Consider the following 20,030-nt stretch of genomic DNA (forward strand, 5'->3'; position numbering starts at 1 on the left):
ACTAACCGGTTTTACCGCCGTCTCCTACTTTTTCACGCTAATCCGCGATGAACCTATTTTTTGGACCGAAGACAGGGCAAGGGTTCCTGAGGTCATTTCTGGCTTCTATCCGTTGAACTTCTACACGTATTATTGAAATCTCCTGTTTGCGTATAGACTGTTGCAGCCTTCGAGTCCTTTCGGCCCAGGATTAGACGCATGCCCGCAAGCTCCGTACACCGTCTCAACATCGTGCGTGCAGCTGCAAAGCTGTTTCGCAAGAATGGTTATTCGAAAACCGGTCTGAACGAGATCCTTGCTGAAAGCAAGGCGCCAAAGGGCTCCCTTTACTACTACTTCCCGCAGGGCAAGGAACAGTTGGGCGAAGAAGCCTTGCGGTTTTCTGCCCGTATGGCGGTCGACGCTCTGGAGCAACTTCGCCGGGAAAATACCACCGCAGCGTCTCTGCTACGGGCCTTCGCAGCGCTTCTGGCAGAATGGATGGAGCGGTCTGCATTCCGTGATGGCTGTCCAATGGCGACGACCATACTGGAAACCGTACCGCAGTCCGCAGAGCTAAGTCTCGCGGCACGGGAAGGGTTCGCGGCCTGGCGAGGGATATTCGAAGACATGTTGCGCAGCGACGGCGCAAAACCAGACGACGCGGTTCGCCTGGCCAATCTGGCAATAGCCGTATTGGAGGGCTCCCTGATCCAGGCCAGGGTAGCGCAAGATTGCAGTCCCATTATCGAATCCGCCGAAGAAATCGCCGCCCTGATGAGCCTTCGCTCGAACCGCCCTGATACCTGAGAAACCGCCTGCCCGGTTTCGTCACCATTGCGTGTAGCCCTGAATCTTGATAATTATAATGACTGGTCTATATAAAACATGACAACTTCAAATGACAGAAGGTGGCTCCATGGACAGCAACAAGGCAGTGCCCGCCGGATTTTCCCGCCATGACCGCCGTAGTGGCCTGACCGATCCCTGGGAGCCGCTGTTTGCAGCGACCACGGACCGTACCTTCAGTCTGGGGCTCTACACCGACACACCCCATGTGAATAGCCGGGGCTTCGTGCATGGAGGCCTTTTCTCCGCGCTGGCGGACAACGCGATGGGGCTGAGCTGCGCCCGGCAGATAGACAATGTTGGCGGGCTGGTAACGGTCAATCTGAGTATCGATTACCTGGGAACCGCGCGCAAAGGCGAATGGCTGGAAATAAGAGCCGAGCCTACACGCATCGGACAGTCGCTCTGTTTCGCCGAGGCAAGGATTCTGTCTCACGGTAAACTCTGCGCGACGGCAAAAGCGGTATTCAAGGTTTCGCTACTCAATAGCAACAAGGAGAAAAGGGTATGAACGATGCAGATGACCTGCTTGCCAGGATCCAGAACATATCCCGTCTTTCGGAATTCAATCAATGGCTGGCCCTTGAAGTAACTTCGGCTACGCCGGGGGAAGTAGAGCTCCAATTGCAGTGGAAAAAAGAACTCGGGCAATACAACGGATTTCTGCATGCCGGTATTCAGGGAGCATTGATCGATACCGCGTGCGGCTTTGCCGCCGGCACACTCAGCGGGAATGTCCTGGCGTCCCAGTTTACCGTGCGCTGCCTGCGCCCAGCGGAGGGACAGAGCTTCAGGGCAGTCGCGCGTGTGATCAAACCGGGGCGCCAGCAGGTATTCAGCACAGCGGAGCTTTATGCGACCAACGACGGTGTGGAGAAACTCGTCGCTACAGGCGATACGCTACTGGTGCCCGTACCGGCCTGAGTCAAAAGCCCTTGGTTTCGGCCTTGAGGAGAGTGTTTCTCCCCAGGACAGTTCTATTGGTTAATGACAGTGGTAAGGCTTGGAGCCGGCGTGGCAACCGTTTTTGTCGGTCCCACCGGAGTGGGCATGGGCTACGCCAATCAACATCATGGAAGCGAACAGAACAGCGACTAGCTTTTTCATAAACAACGCCTTTTTGTTGGAATTAAGCCTTCCTTTGCAAGTGAGCGTCCACCTGCCTCTGGAACTCTAGAGAAGGTCAGGTAGGGAACCCGCCGTAGCATTTCCTGAACTGACCAACTGTAGCTAGTGTAGACACTAATTGAGGGTGGTCCACTGTGTTTTATACAGAAACCGTTTCGACCCGCTAAAGGACTGGCATGACTCGCCCCGGGGAACAACTCACTCTCTGTTACCGATACCCCGTACGACCATGTCGTTCCCGCTGAGTCTTACGACAGAAATCTCAGTCTTCTTTGGGGAGTGACTGTCCCAGGTACGCCCTGACCGGCACAGGATCCGGTCCTGCTCGCTAGTTGTTTTCATGAGCTATTCGTTTGGTGAAGCAGGAGAAGTCGGGTACTCTCTATACAGCGCCAGGGCATTTGGTTGGAAATCGATCGACGAGTCACCCGCGTTGGATTGGGTGTTTATGTTCGCCTACCCGATGGCCTATGCGGTCTTCATTCCGGCTCTGGTGTTGCTAGTAAAGGACGTGATGCGGTTCAGTCGCCGAACGCCGGTGGTGGCCATCGGCTGGGTTGGCTTTGATGTGGTTGTACCCCTGTTGAGCTATCTGCTTTTTGAACTTTATTTCCTTCAGATTGGGCAGGTGTGAGGTTTGTCAGACCTATCCTGGTGACGCTGCCCTAGTGGAAATAAATCCGTCCCCTTTTTTTCATCTCGCAACCACTACAGTCACTTGTTAATGCAATGGAAGGTTGACCTTGCTTCCATGGTAAACGCCGTCCTTAAACAGGAGTAGGCTCTCGTTCACCTTCAATCCCTTCCTGTCAGAGCCCCATTTGATGTGGATGTCAGATACCTCCACAGCGCGAACGGCCTCGCTTCCGAACCTGTCAATCGCCAAGCGTTTTATACCTTCAAATGACGTATCAGCCCCAGAATTTCTGAGGATGGCCTCAATCTCGCTTGTGGTGATTATCTGCTCCACCCACGCTTCTTCGTACCGCTTAACCTCGGTGTATAAATAGAGGTTTAGCCCTGCGGAGACTAGAAACAGAAGACTTAAAATCAGCACCAGCTTTCTATTCATGTGAGCATTAACCGCGTATTAGATCACTTTCCGCATTATTGCGAAAAACGAGAACGCCAAATAACTCCAAGAAAGATCGCACCCTACTTAAAATAAAGTTTCTAAAAACAGGAGGACACAGTGGTCGACCCGGCTCTTTCCGTAATATCGTGCGCTCCACATTTGACGTTTTCAATATACCAGTTTAAAAGCGACATACCAGTAATGCCGGGAACTGGGCGTGGAGATAGATGATCGGTCAATAGTGAGTGGCGTTAGTCGCTGCGGATCACGAAACTCCAGACAACCCCACAACCCAATCAATAACCGGCGCCGGATAAACCCCGATCACCAGAATCAACACAGCCACAACCATTAGCGTCAAACCACCAACCCGACTCCCCCAGTCATTGGTGGCGTCCCGTCTCCGCATGCCCGGCTCCGGCAAATACAGGGTCACCATCACCCGCAAGTAATAGAACAACCCGATGGCGCTGCCGGCGACGATGCCGCCCACCAGCCACCACTGGCTGTCGGCTACGCCCAGGGCGATGACGTAGAACTTGCCGATAAAGCCCGCGGTCAGGGGGATGCCGGCGAGGGACAGGAAGCTCACGGTCATCACCGCCGCCAGCCAGGGGCGGCGCCAGAACAGGCCGCGGTAGTGGTGCAGGCCGGCGGCGTCTTCGCCGCCGAAGGGGCTGGATACCTGGGTGACCACGCCGAAGGCGGCCAGGGTGGTGACCAGGTAGGTGATCAGGTAGACCCCGGTGGTTTCCACCGCCATGGCACCGCCCACCACGACGGCGACCATCAGGTAGCCGAAGTGGGCGATGGAGGAATACCCCAGCAGGCGTTTCAGGTTGGGCTGGAACAGGGCCAGCAGGTTACCGCCGAGCATGGTGATTATAGCCAGCAGGGTGATCAGGGTATGTAACCACTCACTGTCGAAGATGGGCGCGGTGATCACCAGCCGGATCAGCAGGATAAACACCGCCAGCTTGCTCACCGTGGCCAGGAAGATGGTGGCGGGGGCCGGGCCGCCCTGGTACACATCCGGGGTCCACAGGTGGAAAGGCACGATGGACAGCTTGAAGCCCAGGCCCACCAGCATCAGCACCGCGCCGGCCAGGGTCCAGGTGTCCGGGCTGGCGGCAAGGCCAGCGGCCAGCCCTGCCAGGTCCAGGCGACCGGTGCGGGCGTAGATCAGCGCCATGCCGAACAGCAGGAACGCGGTGGCGGCGGCGGACAGGATCAGGTACTTGATGCCCGCTTCCAGGGACCGCTCCGCCCGGAAGCTGTAGGCCAGCATGCCGTACAGGGGCATGGACAGCAGCTCCAGGCTGATGAACAGGCTGGCAAGGTGGTCGCTGGCCACCAGCCCCAGGGCGCCGGTTACCGCGCACAGCAGCAACAGGTAGAACTCTTCTCTTGGGCCGATATAGCCGGTCAGGTAGTGATGGCTCAGGGCCACGGTCACCAGCGCACACAGCAGCACCAGCACACTGCCCATGATCGCCAGGCCATCCATGACCATCAGCGGTGGTGACGACAGCGTCCCGGACGCCACGGGCAGGCAGGCCAGGGCCAGGATCAGACCGGCGGCGGACAGCAGCGCGGTGACACCGTGGTGCCGTTGCCAGGCCACACCCAACATGACCACCATGGCGGTGGTGCCGACAACAATCAGTGGTAGCAGGGCGACCAGGTTCTCCAGGGTCAGCATCAGTTCACCTCCCCTGCGCGATCGGCCAGTTCGGTGGGCGCCTGCTGGAACAACTCAGCGGCCGGCCCGGCGATGGGGGTGGTAATGTCCAGTATCGGCTGTGGATAGAGCCCCACGAACAGGGTCAGCACCAGCAATGCCAGCATCATGCCATATTCCCGCAGGTCCGGCCCGGCCAGGGCGCCGTGGCGGTATTCCGGGCCGTAATGCACCCGCTGCATCAGCAGCAGGGAGTAGATGGCCGCCAGCACCAGGCCGACACTGGCGATGACCACCACCACCGGCGCGCTTGGGAAGGTACCGAACAGCACCATGAACTCACCCACAAAGTTGGCGGTGGCGGGCATGCCCAGGGACGCGGCCACAAAACACAGGGTGAAGCCCGGCAATATCGGTATGCGGCCCCACAGCCCGCCCATGATGCGCATGTCCCGGGTGTGGATGCGCTCGTACAGTTGCCCGCTGAGGATAAACAGCCCGGCGCTGGAGAAGGCATGGGCCACCATCAGGATAATCGCCCCCTGGATCGCCAGTTCCGAGCCGGAATACAGGGCAATCAGCACAAAACCCATGTGGGAGATGCTGGTGTAGGCAATCAACCGCTTGATGTCCTGTTGCCCGCAGGCCAGTACCGCGCCGTAGATGATGCCCACCAGTCCCAGGGTCATGGCCACCGGCGCAAAGGCCTGGGATTCCTCCGGGAACAGCGGCAACGCAAAGCGCAGGATGCCGTAGGCGGCGGTTTTCAGCAGGATGCCTGCCAGGTCGACGCTGCCCGCGGTGGGCGCCTGGGCGTGGGCGTCCGGCAGCCAGCCGTGGAAGGGCACCACCGGCAGTTTCACCGCGAAGGCGATGAAGAAACCCAGCATCAGCCAGGGCGCCAGGGCCTCGGGGATATCGGTGCCCCGCAGGGTGTCGTAGCTGAAGGACAGCTCCCCGGTATTCGAGAAGTGTACGAACACCAGCGCAATGATCGACACCAGCATCAGCAGGCCGCTGGCCTGGGTGTAGATGAAGAAGCGGGTGGCGGCGCGGATGCGGGTCTGCCCCTGGGAGCCGCTGTGACCCCACAGGGCGATCAGGAAGTACATGGGCACCAGCATCATTTCCCAGAACAGGAAGAACAGGAACAGGTCCAGGGCCAGGAACACGCCCACCACGCCGCCGAGGATAAACAGCAGGTTCAGGTGGAAGAAGCCCACCCGGTGGGCGATCTCCTGCCATGAACACAGCACCGCCAGGGCCCCCAGGAAACCGGTCAGCGCGACCAGGATGAGCGACAGCCCGTCCATGGCCAGGTGAATCTCGATGCCGAAGCGGGGGATCCACGGCGCCCGCCATTCCAGTATCCAGTGGCGGCTGCCCTCGCCCGGCATGGTGAAGTCGCCGGTCACCCACAGCCACAGGCTGATCACCAGCACGAACAGCATGGTGATCAGGGCAATCCAGCGGGGTGTCTTTTCGCCCCAGTGTTCCGCCTGCCAGCACAGCAGGCCCCCGATGAACGGGATCAGGATCAGCCAAACCAGGATCATGGAGCACCTCCCGGCAGCAGCGCCAGCGTCATCAGGATGGCCGTAGCCCCGAACACCATCACCAGGGCGTAGCTGCGTACCCGGCCGTTCTGGCTGCGCACCAGTCCGGCGTTGAAGGCCTTCGCTATCACGGCTGGCAGGTTCATCACCAGGTTGACCAAGTCCACCCGGAGGATTTTCACGGTCCACTGCCAGGGCCGCACCAGCAGCCCGTCAAACACGGCATCGAAGCCCCAGGCGTTGTGCCACAGGGTCCACAGGCGGGCGCCAATGCCATGCCGGGCTTTGTCAGCCAGCCAGTCCCGTTGCCACAGGAACAGCCAGGTCGCGATCAGCAGCCCGGCGATGGCGGCGCCCATGGCCAGCACCTGCAGCAGGGTGTGGCCGGTGTGGACGGATTCGCCGGGAGCGGCAGGGAACAGGTCCCCCAGACCCGGGTAGATCCATGCCCCGATAAAGGTGGACAGGATCGCCAGCACCACCAGTGGCAGGTGATGGGTGACGGGGTTGGTGCCTGGTTCGGGATGACGGGCGTGGTCGCTGCCCGGCTCGCCGTGGAAGGTGCCCAGGACCAGCCGCACCGTGTAGATGCCGGTGAGCACCGCGCCCAGCAGGCCCACCGCCAGCAGGCCGGTCTGGTCCGCTGCCATGGCCTGCCACAGGATCTCGTCCTTGCTGAAGAAGCCGGCGCTCACCAGTGGCAGCGCCACCAGCGCCGCGCCACCGATGATAAAGCCGCCATAGGCCACCGGCAGTTTGCGCCACAGGCCGCCCAGCTTGTCCATGTCCTGCTCATGGTGACAGCTGATGATCACCGCCCCGGCGGACAGGAACAGCAGCGCCTTGAAGAAGGCGTGGGTCACGAGGTGGAAGATGGCGGCATCAAAGGCCCCCACCCCGAGGGCCAGGAACATGTAGCCAATCTGGCTCATGGTGGAGTAGGCCAGCACCCGCTTGATATCGGTCTGGGCCAGGGCCGCAAAGGCCGCCAGCAGCAGGGACACGGCACCGATCACGCCCACCAGCAGCAGGACATCCGGGGCCAGCAGGAACAGGCCGTTGAGCCGCGCGATGAGGTAGACCCCGGCAGTGACCATGGTGGCAGCGTGGATCAGGGCGGATACCGGTGTCGGACCGGCCATGGCGTCCGGCAGCCAAGTATGCAACGGTACCTGGGCAGATTTGCCAAGGGCGCCGCCGAGTACCAGCAGGGCCGCCAGGTTGGCGACATCGCTACCCGACGTCCAAAGTTCCGGGGCCCGGGCCAGCACCGTCTGGATGTCCAGGGTACCCAGCTCCATAAAGATCAGGAACAGCCCCAAAGCCAGGAACACATCGCCGATGCGGGTGACCACAAAGGCCTTGAAGGCCGCCCGGCCGTTGGCGCTGCCCTGGTAGTAGTAGCCGATAAGCCCGTAGCTGCACAGGCCCACGCCTTCCCAGCCCAGGAACAGCAACAGCAGGTTGTCGCCGAGTACCAGCAGCATCATGCTGAACACGAACAGGTTCATCCAGGCGTAGAAGCGGGTGATGCCTTCCTCACCGGTCATGTACCAGACGGCGAACAGATGGATCAGGAAGCCCACGCCGGTGATCACCGACATCATCACCAGGGCCAGGTCGTCCACCGCCAGCCCGATGGTGGGCTGGAAGTCACCCACGGCGATCCAGGTCCACAGGGTCACACCCTCGGTACCACCGGAATGGCCGATTATCGTCCACAGGGTCGCCAGTGCCGCCAGGCCGACACTGCCCACGCCAATGACCGAACTGGCCCGGGGGCCCAGGCGACCGGCGGAGAACGCCAGGATCAGGGTGCCCGCCAGGGGCAACAGGAACGAGAGAGTTACCGCCAATGCCATCATCCACGCATCCTGCTGGCCGCATCGAGGTTAAGAGAACGGAACCGCTGGTAAAGCTGGATCATCAGCGCCAGCCCGACGCTGGCCTCCGCCGCCGCCAGGGTGATCACCAGCAGGAACATGGCCTGCCCGTCCGGCTGGTTCCAGGCGGTGGCGCCGACGATAAAGGCCAGTGCCGCCGAATTGAGCATGACCTCCAGGCTCATCAGCACAAACAGCATGTTACGCCGAAGCATCAGCCCCAGCAGCCCGAGACTGAACAGGATGGCTGCCAGGATCAGGCCGTGTTCCATGGGTATGCCATTCATCGGGAACCTCCACGATGGCGCAGGGGGTTCGAACGCCGGCCCACATGGGAGGCGGTCACCAGTGCCGCCAGCAGCAGGATGGCGGCCAGCTCCACCACCATCAGCCAGGGGCCGAACAGGGTCAGGGCCACCGATCTGGCGGTGAGCAGGTCGCCGTCGATGGTCTGCCCCACTCCGCCCTGGGCCAGCAGCGACACCACCGCGCCCAGCAGGACCATGGCCAGCAACGACGGGCCCAGCCAGTAGCGGGGGTGCAGGAAGGTCTGTTCCCGTTCCGCGTCCGGTTTCAGGTTCAGCATCATCACCACGAACACGAACAGCACCATGATGGCCCCGGCATAGACGATGATCTCCAGGGCCCCGGCGAAGGGCGCGCCCAGGGCGAAGAACACCAGCGCGACAGCAATCAGCGAGACAATCAGGTACACCACCGCATGTACCGGACTGGTGCCGGTGATCACGCCGACGGTGGCGAATATTGCCACCAGGCCGCTGAGGTAGAAGGCCAGTTCCATTACGCTTTCCTCCCGGTGTCAGGGCAGCAGTGAACGCACATCCTCCGGTGCCTCCTCGTTGCTGGCTTCGCCCTTGTCCTTGCCGCCGATGGCCATGCCCGCCACCTTGTAGAAGTTGTAGTCGTGGTCCTTGCCGGGGCCGTTGATCAGCAGGTCTTCCTTCTCGTACACCAGCTGCTGGCGGTCGTACTCGCCCATCTCGAAGTCCGGCGTCAGCTGGATGGCGGAGGTGGGGCAGGCCTCTTCGCACATGCCGCAGAAGATGCAGCGGGAGAAGTTGATGCGGAACCACTCCGGGTACCAGCGACCGTCGTCCATTTCGCCCTTCTGCAGAGAGATGCAGTCCACCGGGCAGGCCACCGCGCACAGGTTGCAGGCCACGCAGCGTTCCTCGCCGTCCGGATCACGGGTCAGCACGATGCGGCCCCGGTAGCGGGGTGGCAGGTACACCTCCTCCTCCGGGTAGCTCACGGTTTCCCGCTTGCGGAAGCTGTGCATGAACACCATGCCCAGGGTGCGCAGCTGGGACCAGGTGGCCGGCACCAGCCAGAGCACGGTTCGTATGACCGGGACTTTGGTCTTCTCCATAAGTCCTCCCTATTCGCCCACCAGGAGCATCACCGCTCCGGTGGCCAGTAAGTTGATCAGGGTCAGCGGCAGGCACACCTTCCAGCCGAAGCTCATCACCCGGTCATACCGGGGCCGGGGCAGCGACGCCCGCAGCAGGATGAACAGCATCAGGAAGAAGCCGGTCTTGAGGGCGAACCACAGGATCGGTGGCAGCCATGGCCCGTGCCAGCCGCCGAAGAAAAGCGTCACGATCAGCGCCGATACCAGCACCATGCCGACATATTCACCGATGAAGAACATGCCGAACTTCATGCCGGAGTATTCGATGTGGTAACCGTCCGCCAGCTCTTGCTCCGCCTCCGGCTGATCGAAGGGATGCCGGTGGGTGACGGCGATACCGGCGACCAGGAAGGTGGCGAAGCCGAAGAACTGGGGAATGATGAACCAGAACCCTTCCTGGGCATTGACGATATCCCGCAGGTTGAAGGAGCCGGCCAGGGCCACCACGCCCATCAGCGACAGCCCCATGAACACCTCGTAGGACAGGGTCTGGGCCGAGGATCGCATGGCCCCCAGTAGCGCGTACTTGTTACCGCTGGACCAGCCGCCAAGCAGCACGGCGTAAACGTTGATGCCTGCCATGGCCAGGAAGAACAGCAGCCCGATATGCATGTCCGCCACGCCCCAGCCCGGGGTGATGGGAATGACCACGAAGGACAGCAGCAGGGACGCGAAGGCAATGATCGGTGCCAGCACGAACAGGGGCCGGTCCGCGAACGGCGGTATCCAGTCTTCCTTGAAGAAGATCTTCAGCATGTCGGCAATCAGTTGCATCGTGCCGAAGGGGCCCACCCGGTTGGGCCCGTAACGGTCCTGCCACAGGCCCAGCAGGCGGCGTTCCACCACCGTCAGCGCCGCCCCGAGCAATACCGCGCCCAGCAGGATCACCAGGGCCTGGAACATGGCCCAGACGATGGCGGCCAGTTGCGGGGTCCACCAGCTCATGGCTCACCTCCCGCTGCCTTTTGCAGGGTGACGGATTCGCTTTGCCGGAGCCCGGGGATGACGCCGGCTGGCAGCCCGACCCAACCGGTGGGCCAGTCTTCCCGTTCGCGTACCGGCATCGCCCGTTCCCCTGCCAGGCTGACGATGTCTCCGGTGTGCAGGCCCAGGCGCAGGGCATCCTCATGGCTCAGGGTGAGCCAGGGGGCCTCTATTCGTTGCTGGATGGGGGTGGCCATTGAGGAGGTTTCCTCACCGCCGAACAGCCGGGGCAGGATCAGGGCCCGCAGGCCGTCGGTGGTATCGGCGGACGATGATGGCTGGCTGTAGTGGTGCGGTCCTGGCGCCCGCGGGATCAACCGGACCCCGGGGTCGCCGCCGCGCAGGTGTCCGCCCACCTCATCGGTGAACTTGTTCCAGGCCTGAGGTGAGTTCCAGCCCGGTGCCCAGGCGAAGGGCACCTGTTGCCGGGCTTCCTGGTAGCCGCTATAGCCTTCCATGGAGAAGGCGAAGGCGGTGTCCGGGTCCTGCATGGGCCGGGGTTCGCTAACATCCAGGTTGGCGCGCATGGCGGTGCGACCGCTGTAACGGTGGGGCTCCCGGGCCAGGCGCTGGCCATCGATGCGGAAGTTGGCGCCGGGGGCGGCGTTGACAATGCCGGCCAGGGCAGGATGGTCCGCCGCACAGGAGCCGATCGCCGTATCCAGGGTGATATCGCCGCTCTCCTGGCCCCACAGGTTGGTGGTGAGCACATGCAGCCAGCGCCAGCTCTCGTGGATGCGGGTCTCGGGCCTCAGGTAGGCCGGGTCGTACACCTGGAAGAAGCGCTGGGCGCGGCCCTCCAGGTTCACCAGGGTGCCATCGGACTCGGCGAAGCTGGCGGTGGAGAGGGTGAACCTGGCTTTCGCGGTGGTGGCGGTGTGCTGGTGGTCCAGGGCCACAATGATGTCCGCCCGGGACAGGGCCGCGTCCACCCGGGCGGCGGGCAGTCTCTGGTAGAGGTCGTTCTCCAGTACCACCAGGGCGTCGGCACGGCCCTGGTCCAGTTCGTCCAGGGCCCAGTCCAGGGAATGCCCGCCCATCAGCGACAGTCCGGTGCTGTTGGCTTCCCGGCGGATCAGTGTCAGCCCGCCCCGCTTGGCCCGCCGGGCCAGGGCCCGGGCGATGTTGCCGGCGGCGTCCAGCACCGCTTCCGACAGCAGTGAGCCACCACTGACCACCAGCGGCCGCTCTGCCGCCATCAGGGCATCGGCGATGCGCCGGGCCGCCTCGGCAAGGTCTGAAGACAGGTTATCCACGGCCGGGGCGGCCGGGTCGATATGATGGGCCACCGCAAAACCGAGCCTGGCGATATCGTCCGGGGCCAGGGCGTGTCGGGCTTGGGCGACGTCGTCCAGTTCCGTGGCTGCGGGCCAGGCGATAAACAGCGGGTGGTAGCGGTCCTGGGCCAGGGTCTTGAGGGCTTCGGCGTTCCAGGCCGGCACACCGATGCTCTCGCCCAGGGCCTTGCGACGGGCCAGCGCAGCCTGGCGGATGTTGAGGCCCAGCCGTGCGGCGCTCTGCACCGGATCTTCCCCCAGTACCAGGATGGCGTCGTGGTCCTCAATCTCCCGGGGTGTGGGCGTGGGCAGGCCGGTGCTGCGCTGCAGTTCCGCCATCCGCGCCAGGCAGGCCTGCTCCCGGGCCTCGATGCCGGTGGAAAAGTTCTCCATGCCCACCAGTTTCTGCAACTGGTGATTGCTCTCCAGGCTCGCCCGTGGTGAGCCGATACCGATGACGCGACGGGCATGGCGCAGGGTATCGTTGATGCGGGCCAGGGCATCGTCCACCCCCAGGGGCACCGGGTCGCTGTCCGGCGAATCCCGCCATTCCGGCACCGTTGGGCGGTCCTCCCGGTTTACATAGCCATAGCCGAAGCGGCCCCGGTCACAGAGGAAGTAACCGTTCACCTCGCCGTGGTAGCGGTTCTCGATGCGTCGGATGCTGCCGTAGCGTTCCCCGGGGCTGATATTGCAGCCCACCGAGCACTGGTGGCAGATACCGGGGGCGAACTGCAGGTCCCACTTGCGGGTGTACTGCTCGGAATGGCTCTGGTCGGTGAACACGCCGGTGGGACACACCTCGGTGAGATTGCCCGCGAAGGGGCTTTCCAGGGTGCCTTCCTCGTAGCGCCCGAAGTAGACATTGTCCTTGGCCCCGAAGGCGCCCAGGTCGGTGCCGCCAGCGTAGTCGTTGTAGAAGCGCACGCAGCGGTAACAGGTGATGCAGCGGTTCATTTCGTGGGCGATGAACGGCCCCAGGTACTGGTTGCGGCGGGTGCGCTTGCGGAAACGGTAGCGGCGGCGGTCGTGGCCGGTCATCACCGTCATGTCCTGCAGGTGGCAGTGGCCGCCCTCCTCGCACACCGGGCAGTCGTGGGGGTGGTTGATCATCAGCCACTCCACCACGCTGGCGCGGAAGGCCTTTGCTTCCTCATCGTCGATGGAGATGCGGGTCTGGTCCGATGCCGGGGACATGCAGGACATCACGATCATGCCCTTGTCATCGTCCGCATCCTTGTACTGTTTGACCGCGCACTGGCGACAGGCGCCCACGCTACCCATGGCCGGGTGCCAGCAGAAATAGGGAATGTCGAGACCCAGGGACAGGCAGGCCTGGAGCAGGTTGTGTGCCCCGTTCACCTCGTGCTGCTGTCCGTCCACATGAATAATGGCCATGGTTCAGTCCCGTTGCGTCGTCTTGGGGAAGCTCATATATCCGCCTGCTATACCTGACCCACCGGAATCGGATCCTCGTGGGCTTCGCCTTGTGGCTTGCCAACCCCCGCTTCGAACTCGTGGCGGAAGTGCTTCAGTGCCGTCTGTAGCGGCATGGCGGCGCCGGGGGCATGGGCGCAGAAGGTCAGGCCCGGGCCGCAGTCCGCCGCCAGTTTGTCCAGCAATTCGATATCGCCAGTTTCCCCCTGCCCCTGTTCCAGTGCCCACAGTAGCTTGACGGTCCAGGGCAGGCCGTCGCGGCAGGGGGTACACCAGCCGCAGGACTCCCGGGCGAAGAATTCCTCCAGATTGCGCATCAGCGCCACCATGCCTTGGTTGTCGGGGACGATGGAGAGCAGACCGGTGCCCAGGCGGCTGCCCTCCTTGCCCACGGTGTCGAAATCCAGTGGCAGGTCCAGGTGCTCAGGCAGCAGGAAACCGGTGCTGGCACCGCCGGGCAGCCAGGCCTTGAGTTGGCGGCCACCCCGGAGTCCGCCGGCCCGGTCGAGGATCTCGCCGCCGGTGGTGCCCATGGGCAGCTCCCACAGGCCTGGTCGCTCCACCGGGCCTGACACGCCATAGAGCTTACTGCCGCCGTCGTCGGTGCGATCCCCGGACAGGCCCTGGTACCAATCGGCGCCGTTGAGGATCACCCCCGGCACGTTGCACAGGGTTTCCACGTTGTTCACCACCGACGGCTTGCCCCAGGCCCCGGACTGGCCGGGAAACGGCGGCTTGGCCCGGGGGTTGGCGCGCCTGCCCTCCAGGGAGTTGATCAGGGCGGTTTCCTCGCCGCAGATGTAGCGGCCGGCACCGGTGTGCACCGCAATGTCGAAATCAAAGCCGCTGCCGTCGATGGAATCCCCCAGCCAGCCGGCCTCCCGGGCCTCTGCCAGGGCCCGGTTCAGCACCCGGGCCGATTCCACGTATTCCCCCCGCAGGAAGATGTAGCCGTAGCGGCTGTTATTGGCATAGGCACCGAGGATCATGCCCTCGATCAGTAAGTGGGGCTCCTGTTCCATCAGTAGCCGGTCCTTGAAGGTACCCGGCTCCATCTCGTCGGCGTTGCAGATCAGGTAGCCCCGGGGCATGTCGCCCCCCTGCAGGGTCAGGCTCCATTTGAGTCCGGCGGAAAAGCCGGCGCCGCCACGCCCACGGACATTGGCCTCCTTCATGGTGGCTATGATGGCCTGGGGGTCACCTTCAGCCAGGGCCTTGCGTACCGACTGGTAGCCGTCCTTTTGCAGATATTCGTCGAGCCAGACGGTCTCGCCATCGTCCCGCAGACGCCAGGTCAGCGGATGGGTGTCGGCGCTACGGTCGGCCTCCGGCTGCAACAGCCGGCTGCGGTAGTGGACTGAATCGCGCTGGCTGGTGATGGAGTTGCTCATGGGTAGCCCTCCAGCAGGCCCGGCAGATCATCCGGGTTGACCGGGCCGTAGGTGTCATCGTCAATCATCAGCGCCGGGGCGCCGTCGCAGGCGCCCAGGCAGCAGACCGGCAGCAGCGTGAAGCGACCATCGTGGGTGGTCTGGCCATAGTCGACACCCAACCGGTCCACCAGCGCCTGCTTCAGTTCGTCAAAGCCGGTGAGGAAGCAGGAGCTGCTGTCACACACCAGGACCACGTGGCGCCCCACCGGCTGGCGGAAAATCAGGCTGTAGAAGGTGGCCACGCCCTCCACGGCGGCGGGACCGATGCCCAGCACCCGGGCAATGGCCGGTATGGCCTCGTCCGGCACCCAGCCATGGCGGCGCTGGACAATTTTCAGGGCCTCGATGCAGGCGGCCTGGGGCTGCTCGTAATGGGCCGCTTCCTCCAGGATGGCGGTCTCGTCCGCCGGGTGCAGTTCGAAGCCGTCGCTGCCGATCAGTCCGGTTGTCTGTGGTGTTGTTGCCATCATCAGCGGTCCACGTCTGCCATCACGAAATCAATGCTGCCCAGGTGGGCAATCAGGTCCGGTACGAAACCACCCTTCATCACCGCCGGTATCTGCTGCAGGTGCGGAAAGCTCGGCGTGCGGATGCGGGTGCGGTAGCTCATGGTGTTGCCGTCACTGGTCAGGTAGTAACTGTTGATACCCTTGGTGGCCTCGATCATCTGCAGGGATTCGTTGGGCTCCAGTACCGGGCCCCAGGACACCTGCAGGAAGTGGGTGATCAGGGTCTCGATGTGCTGCAGCATGCGTTCCCGGGGCGGCGGCGTGGTCAGCGGGTGGTCCGCCTTGTAGTCGCCCGGCGGCATGTTGTTGACGCATTGCTGGATGATGCGCAGGCTCTGGCGCATCTCATCGATGCGCAGCTGGCCCCGGTCGAAGACATCACCGTTGTGGCCCAGGGGTATGTCGAAATCGAACTGCTCGTAGCCGGAATAGGGCCGCTGCTTGCGCAGGTCGAAGTTGCAGCCGGTGGCCCGCAGGTTGGGGCCGGTCACGCCCCACTCCAGGGCCTCGGCGGTGTTGAAGGCGGCCACATGGCGGGTGCGTTCCCGTACCAGGGTGTTCTCCATCATCGCCTTCTCGTACTCCCGCAGGCGGGCGGGCATCCAGTCCAGGAAGCCCTGCACCAGCTTTTCCCAGCCCTCGGGCAGGTCCTGCATGACACCGCCGATGCGGTACCAGGCCGGGTGCATGCGGAAACCGGTGATGCCTTCGATAACGTGGTAGCCCCGCTGGCGGTCACTGAAGGTGTAGAACACCGGCGTCATGGCCCCCAGATCCTGCAGGTAGGTGCCCAGGAACAGCAGGTGGCTGGTGATGCGGAACATCTCCGCCATCATCACCCGGATCACCTTGACCCGGTCCGGCACCTCGATACCCGCCAGCTTTTCCGCCGCCAGGATGTAGGGCAGGTTGTTCATCACCCCGCCGGTGTAGTCGATGCGGTCGGTGTAGGGAATGAAACTGTGCCAGGACTGGCGCTCGGCCATCTTCTCGGCGCCCCGGTGGTGGTAGCCGATGTCGGGCACGCAGTCGACAATTTCCTCGCCGTCCAGTTGCAGCACGATGCGGAAGGCGCCGTGGGCGGACGGGTGGTTGGGCCCCAGATTGAGGAACATGAACTCGGCGCCGTCCCGCTCCCGCTGCATGCCCCAGGCTTCCGGCTCGAACCGCATGGCTTCCTGCTCGGTCTGCTGGCCCTTGACGGTGAGGGTGTAGGGATCGAATTCCGTGGCCCGGGCGTGGTAGTCCTTGCGCAGGGGGTGGCCCTGCCAGGTGGGCGGCATCAGGATGCGTTCCGGATGCGGGTGTCCGGCCACGGCGATGCCGAACATGTCCATGATTTCCCGCTCGTACCAGTTGGCGTTGGCGAACACCCGGCTTACGGTGGGCACCCGCAGGTCGTACTCCGACAGCGCCACCTTGAGCATCAGGTCCTCGTTCCGGTCCACCGACAGCAGATGGTAGAACACCGTGAAATCCGCTTCCGGCAGGCCATCCCGGTGGTTGCGCAGGCGTTCGTCCACCGCCGACAGGTCGTAGAGCATGCTGAACGGGGCCGGCTGCTCCTTCAGGTGCGTCAGGATGTCCACCAGGCTTTCCCGGCGTACCCAGAACACGGGCATACCGGTGAGGGTGGGCTGCACATACAGCACATCCTCCCGGAACTGGTCCAGCAAGTGGCCGTTTCCGGTGTCTGCCTGTGGATTGTCGACGGTGCCTGTGGTCATGGTTGTCCAGCTCGTCAGAGTTTGTCCGGTGTCCGCAGTTCGGTGGCCTGGATGCGCCTGTCCCGCCACTTCTCCCGCTGGGACGGCATCTCCGCCCGGTAGACACCCTGGTCTCCCACCACCCAGGACAGCGGCCGGCGCTCCTCCTGGATGGAATCCTGCAGCAGTTGCAATCCCTGCAGGAAGGCCTCGGGCCGGGGCGGGCAGCCGGGCACGTAGACATCCACCGGCAGGAACTTGTCCACCCCCTGCACCACCGAATAAATGTCGTACATGCCGCCGGAGTTGGCGCAGGAGCCCATGGAGATCACCCACTTGGGTTCCAGCATCTGGTCGTAGAGCTGCTGGATCACCGGCGCCATCTTGATGAAACAGGTGCCTGCAATGACCATGAAGTCCGCCTGCCGGGGCGAGGCCCGGATCACCTCGGAACCGAAGCGGGCAATGTCGTGGGGCGCGGTGAAGGCGGTGGTCATCTCCACGTAGCAGCATGACAGCCCGAAGTTATAGGGCCACAGGGAGTTCTTGCGCCCCCAGTTGACCGCGTCATTCAGCACCTCGCTGAGCTTGCCGGTGAACACGTTACGCTCAAGCTGGCTCTTGACCGGGTCTTCCGCGGGTTCCTGCCTGCGGACCGGATAGCGGCTGTCGCCCTCCGGTGCCGGTTCCGCCCGGGTCAGTGTGTAGGACATGCTGCACCTCCATGGGCGCCATTGCCGACGGCTCAGAGTCCGCCGGCCCGCGCCCTTGTCGGGAAACCTGGATCAGCCTGCCGGGCGATGGGGCCTGCCGCTGGATGACTCCGGCGCCCAGTCCAGGGCACCGGTACGGCTGTCATAGAGCAGACCGGCCAGCAGGATCAGAATGAACACCGCCGCGCCCCAGAAACCGGCCCACCCCACCTCACGGATGACAATGGCCCAGGCAAACAGGAACACGGCTTCAATATCAAAGATCACGAACAGCATCGCGACCAGGTAGAACTTGACGGAAAAGCGCTGGCGGGCATCGCCGGTGCCGACGATGCCGGATTCGAACGGGAGCGACTTGCTGACACCCTGGCTACGCCCGCCCAGCAAACTGGAGGCGCCCACCATAAAGGCACACAGGCCCAGTGTGGCGACGATAAAGAAACCGGTGGCCCAATACCGGGCCAGCAGATCCGTAACCGTGTCAGCCATGCGCTCTCCCTGACAGTGTGGTGCTGTCGTTGAGAAAACCGGTGGACTTCAGGAGGAAGCCCTGACTAAAAAGCTAACAGTGGGTTGGCGATTGCGCAAATAATGAACGGGAAAAATCAATGACCTGCATCATCTTCCCCGGAGCCCCGGAATTGCAGGGCCGAGAGGCGGGCATACAGGTCGTTGCGGTGGATCAGCTCGTCGTGGTGGCCGGCATCCAGCAGGCGCCCCTGGTCCATGACCAGGATACGATCGGCGTGCCGGACCGTGGCCAGGCGGTGGGCGATCACCAGGGTGGTCCGGCCCGCCATCAGCCCCGGCATGGCCTGCTGTACCAGTTGTTCGCTCTCCGCATCCAGGGCGCTGGTGGCTTCGTCCAGCAGGAGGATCGGGGCATCCGCCAGTAGCGCCCGGGCGATGGCGAGGCGTTGGCGCTGGCCACCGGACAGGCCCAGGCCGGTATCCCCCAGGCGGGTGTCGTAGCCCTGCGGCAGGGCCTGGATAAAGTCGTGGGCATGGGCCGTGCGGGCGGCCCGGATCACCTCGTCCAGGCTGGCGTCGGGGCGGGCGTAGCGGATATTGTCGGCAATGGTGCCGTGGAACAGGGCCGGAGTCTGGGGCACCAGGGCAAAGCAGTGGCGCAGGTCGGCGGGGCTCACCTGCCGGCTGTCGACGCCGTCGATCAGGATCTGACCCCGTTGCGGGTCATAGAACCTCAGCAACAGGTCGAACAGGGTGGACTTGCCAGCCCCGGACGGCCCCACCAGGGCCACCGTCTCGCCGGCGGTAATGGACACCGACAGCTCCCGGATCGCCTCCACCTCCGGCCGGGTGGGATAGGCAAAGCTGACCTGGCGGAACTCGATGTCGCCCCGGACCGGCTGGGGCATGGGCATCGCATCCGAAGGCGCAGGGTCGATCTCATTATCACTCTGCAGCAGTTCGAAGATACGGGCCGCGGCGCCGGCGGCTCGCTGCAGTTCACCGATCACCTCGCTGATGGCCCCGGCGGAGACCCCCACCAGCAGGCTGTAGAACACGAAGGCGGCCAGTTCCCCGGGGCTGGTGCGCCCGGCGATCACATCCAGGCCGCCAATCCACAGCACGATACCCACGGCCCCCATCACCAGGGTGATGGCCAGGGTCATCAGCCAGGCCCGCTGTCGGATGCGGTCCCGGGCGATCAGGAAGGCGTTCTCCGCCACCGTGGAAAAGTGTTCCCGGTCCACCGGTTGATGGTTAAAGGCCTGAACGGTTTTGATCTGGGTGAGATTTTCGCCCACATAGCTGCCAACGTCGGCGACCCGGTCCTGGCTCAGGCGGGACAGCTTCCGCACCCGGCGACCGTAGAACAGGATGGGAATCAGCACCACCGGAAAGCCGAAGATGATCACGCTGGCCAGCTTGGGATTGGTGATGAACAGCAGGACCACCCCACCGACCAGCATCAGCAGGTTGCGCAGGGCGATGGAGACGGTGGAGCCGATCACCGACTGCAATACGGTGGTATCCGCCGTGAACCGGGACTGGATCTCCAGGCTGCGGTTCTTCTCGTAGAACCCCGGGTGCAGGTCGATCAGGTGGCTGAACACCTGCTTGCGGATATCCGCCACCACCCGCTCGCCGATCCAGGACACCAGGTAGAACCGGGCAAAGGAACCCACCGCCAGGGCGATCACCAGCACGAAGAACAATCCAATGGACTGGGCCAGCATGGCCGGTGACTGGGTGGCCAGGCCCTGGTCCACCAGGATGCGCAGCCCCTGGCCAAGTGAAAGTGTGATGCCGGCGGTGATCACCAGTGCGGTCATGGCACCGGCAACGGCCTTGCGGTAGGGCAGGATAAAGTCCCGGGCCAGGATCAGGGCGCGGCGGTGGCGATTGGCGATGGTGAGATCT

At 63.4% G+C, this 20,030-nt stretch carries 20 protein-coding genes; 4 read left to right on the forward strand and 16 right to left on the reverse strand.

The window, feature by feature from the left end; genetic code table 11:
- The first annotated feature begins 198 nt into the window (after positions 1 to 198).
- From RO069_RS11485 to RO069_RS11495, 3 genes are all read left to right on the forward strand, one after another.
- Positions 199 to 789, forward strand: coding sequence for a TetR/AcrR family transcriptional regulator (locus RO069_RS11485; protein WP_328187634.1), 591 nt, complete (start codon positions 199 to 201; stop codon positions 787 to 789).
- 109 nt (positions 790 to 898) lie between these two features.
- Positions 899 to 1,339, forward strand: coding sequence for a PaaI family thioesterase (locus RO069_RS11490; RefSeq protein ID WP_328187635.1), 441 nt, complete (start codon positions 899 to 901; stop codon positions 1,337 to 1,339).
- Positions 1,336 to 1,752, forward strand: a complete 417-nt coding sequence (locus RO069_RS11495) for a PaaI family thioesterase (RefSeq protein ID WP_328187636.1) — start codon at positions 1,336 to 1,338, stop codon at positions 1,750 to 1,752. Before RO069_RS11490 ends, RO069_RS11495 begins: the two co-directional genes overlap by 4 nt.
- 60 nt (positions 1,753 to 1,812) lie before the next feature.
- On the opposite strand, the gene RO069_RS11500 is transcribed toward RO069_RS11495, so the two are convergent.
- Positions 1,813 to 1,935 (reverse strand): YHYH domain-containing protein, encoded by a 123-nt coding sequence (locus tag RO069_RS11500; protein WP_328187637.1) that lies wholly within the window; start codon positions 1,933 to 1,935, stop codon positions 1,813 to 1,815.
- Between the two features lie 361 nt (positions 1,936 to 2,296).
- On the opposite strand from RO069_RS11500, the gene RO069_RS11505 reads away from it, so the two are divergent.
- Positions 2,297 to 2,590, forward strand: coding sequence for a hypothetical protein (locus RO069_RS11505; protein WP_328187639.1), 294 nt, complete (start codon positions 2,297 to 2,299; stop codon positions 2,588 to 2,590).
- Positions 2,591 to 2,677: 87 nt separating this feature from the next.
- Here RO069_RS11505 and RO069_RS11510 read toward each other — a convergent pair whose 3' ends face one another.
- The 15 genes from RO069_RS11510 to RO069_RS11580 form a co-directional block, all read right to left on the reverse strand.
- Positions 2,678 to 3,028, reverse strand: coding sequence for a hypothetical protein (locus tag RO069_RS11510; RefSeq protein WP_328187640.1), 351 nt, complete (start codon positions 3,026 to 3,028; stop codon positions 2,678 to 2,680).
- Positions 3,029 to 3,296: 268 nt separating this feature from the next.
- Entirely contained in the window at positions 3,297 to 4,736 is a 1,440-nt protein-coding gene (gene nuoN / locus RO069_RS11515; RefSeq protein WP_328187719.1) for an NADH-quinone oxidoreductase subunit NuoN, read from the reverse strand.
- A complete protein-coding gene (nuoM, locus tag RO069_RS11520) occupies positions 4,733 to 6,268 on the reverse strand; it encodes an NADH-quinone oxidoreductase subunit M (protein ID WP_328187642.1) in 1,536 nt (511 codons plus the stop codon). The genes nuoN and nuoM overlap by 4 nt, the downstream gene beginning before the upstream one ends.
- Positions 6,265 to 8,133 (reverse strand): NADH-quinone oxidoreductase subunit L, encoded by a 1,869-nt coding sequence (gene nuoL, locus RO069_RS11525; protein WP_328187643.1) that lies wholly within the window; start codon positions 8,131 to 8,133, stop codon positions 6,265 to 6,267. The genes nuoM and nuoL overlap by 4 nt, the downstream gene beginning before the upstream one ends.
- Positions 8,130 to 8,438, reverse strand: coding sequence for an NADH-quinone oxidoreductase subunit NuoK (gene nuoK, locus RO069_RS11530; RefSeq protein ID WP_328187645.1), 309 nt, complete (start codon positions 8,436 to 8,438; stop codon positions 8,130 to 8,132). Before nuoK ends, nuoL begins: the two co-directional genes overlap by 4 nt.
- The gene (gene nuoJ / locus RO069_RS11535) at positions 8,435 to 8,953 is read right to left on the reverse strand and encodes an NADH-quinone oxidoreductase subunit J (RefSeq protein ID WP_328187646.1); all 519 of its coding nucleotides are present in this window, start codon (positions 8,951 to 8,953) and stop codon (positions 8,435 to 8,437) included. Before nuoJ ends, nuoK begins: the two co-directional genes overlap by 4 nt.
- 18 nt (positions 8,954 to 8,971) lie before the next feature.
- The gene (gene nuoI, locus RO069_RS11540; RefSeq protein WP_328187647.1) at positions 8,972 to 9,541 is read right to left on the reverse strand and encodes an NADH-quinone oxidoreductase subunit NuoI; all 570 of its coding nucleotides are present in this window, start codon (positions 9,539 to 9,541) and stop codon (positions 8,972 to 8,974) included.
- Positions 9,542 to 9,550: 9 nt separating this feature from the next.
- Positions 9,551 to 10,528, reverse strand: a complete 978-nt coding sequence (gene nuoH / locus RO069_RS11545) for an NADH-quinone oxidoreductase subunit NuoH (RefSeq protein ID WP_328187648.1) — start codon at positions 10,526 to 10,528, stop codon at positions 9,551 to 9,553.
- On the reverse strand, positions 10,525 to 13,242 hold the full coding sequence (nuoG, locus tag RO069_RS11550; RefSeq protein WP_328187649.1) for an NADH-quinone oxidoreductase subunit NuoG: 2,718 nt from the start codon (positions 13,240 to 13,242) through the stop codon (positions 10,525 to 10,527). Before nuoG ends, nuoH begins: the two co-directional genes overlap by 4 nt.
- Before the next feature lie 47 nt (positions 13,243 to 13,289).
- On the reverse strand, positions 13,290 to 14,672 hold the full coding sequence (nuoF, locus tag RO069_RS11555; RefSeq protein WP_328187651.1) for an NADH-quinone oxidoreductase subunit NuoF: 1,383 nt from the start codon (positions 14,670 to 14,672) through the stop codon (positions 13,290 to 13,292).
- Positions 14,669 to 15,184 (reverse strand): NADH-quinone oxidoreductase subunit NuoE, encoded by a 516-nt coding sequence (nuoE, locus tag RO069_RS11560; protein WP_328187653.1) that lies wholly within the window; start codon positions 15,182 to 15,184, stop codon positions 14,669 to 14,671. The genes nuoF and nuoE overlap by 4 nt, the downstream gene beginning before the upstream one ends.
- A complete protein-coding gene (gene nuoC, locus RO069_RS11565; protein ID WP_328187654.1) occupies positions 15,184 to 16,950 on the reverse strand; it encodes an NADH-quinone oxidoreductase subunit C/D in 1,767 nt (588 codons plus the stop codon). Before nuoC ends, nuoE begins: the two co-directional genes overlap by 1 nt.
- Before the next feature lie 14 nt (positions 16,951 to 16,964).
- Positions 16,965 to 17,642 carry a NuoB/complex I 20 kDa subunit family protein gene (locus RO069_RS11570; RefSeq protein WP_328187656.1) on the reverse strand — a complete coding sequence of 226 codons (678 nt, stop codon included), beginning with the start codon at positions 17,640 to 17,642 and terminating at the stop codon, positions 16,965 to 16,967.
- A 72-nt stretch (positions 17,643 to 17,714) separates the two neighbouring features.
- Complete coding sequence (ndhC, locus tag RO069_RS11575; protein ID WP_328187658.1) at positions 17,715 to 18,131, reverse strand: NADH-quinone oxidoreductase subunit A; 417 nt, start codon at positions 18,129 to 18,131, stop codon at positions 17,715 to 17,717.
- 116 nt (positions 18,132 to 18,247) lie between these two features.
- Positions 18,248 to 19,996 carry an ABC transporter transmembrane domain-containing protein gene (locus RO069_RS11580; protein ID WP_328187721.1) on the reverse strand — a complete coding sequence of 583 codons (1,749 nt, stop codon included), beginning with the start codon at positions 19,994 to 19,996 and terminating at the stop codon, positions 18,248 to 18,250.
- Positions 19,997 to 20,030: the final 34 nt, after the last annotated feature.

The sequence above is a fragment of the Marinobacter sp. OP 3.4 genome, assembly GCF_036224885.1.
Taxonomy (GTDB): Bacteria; Pseudomonadota; Gammaproteobacteria; order Pseudomonadales; family Oleiphilaceae; genus Marinobacter.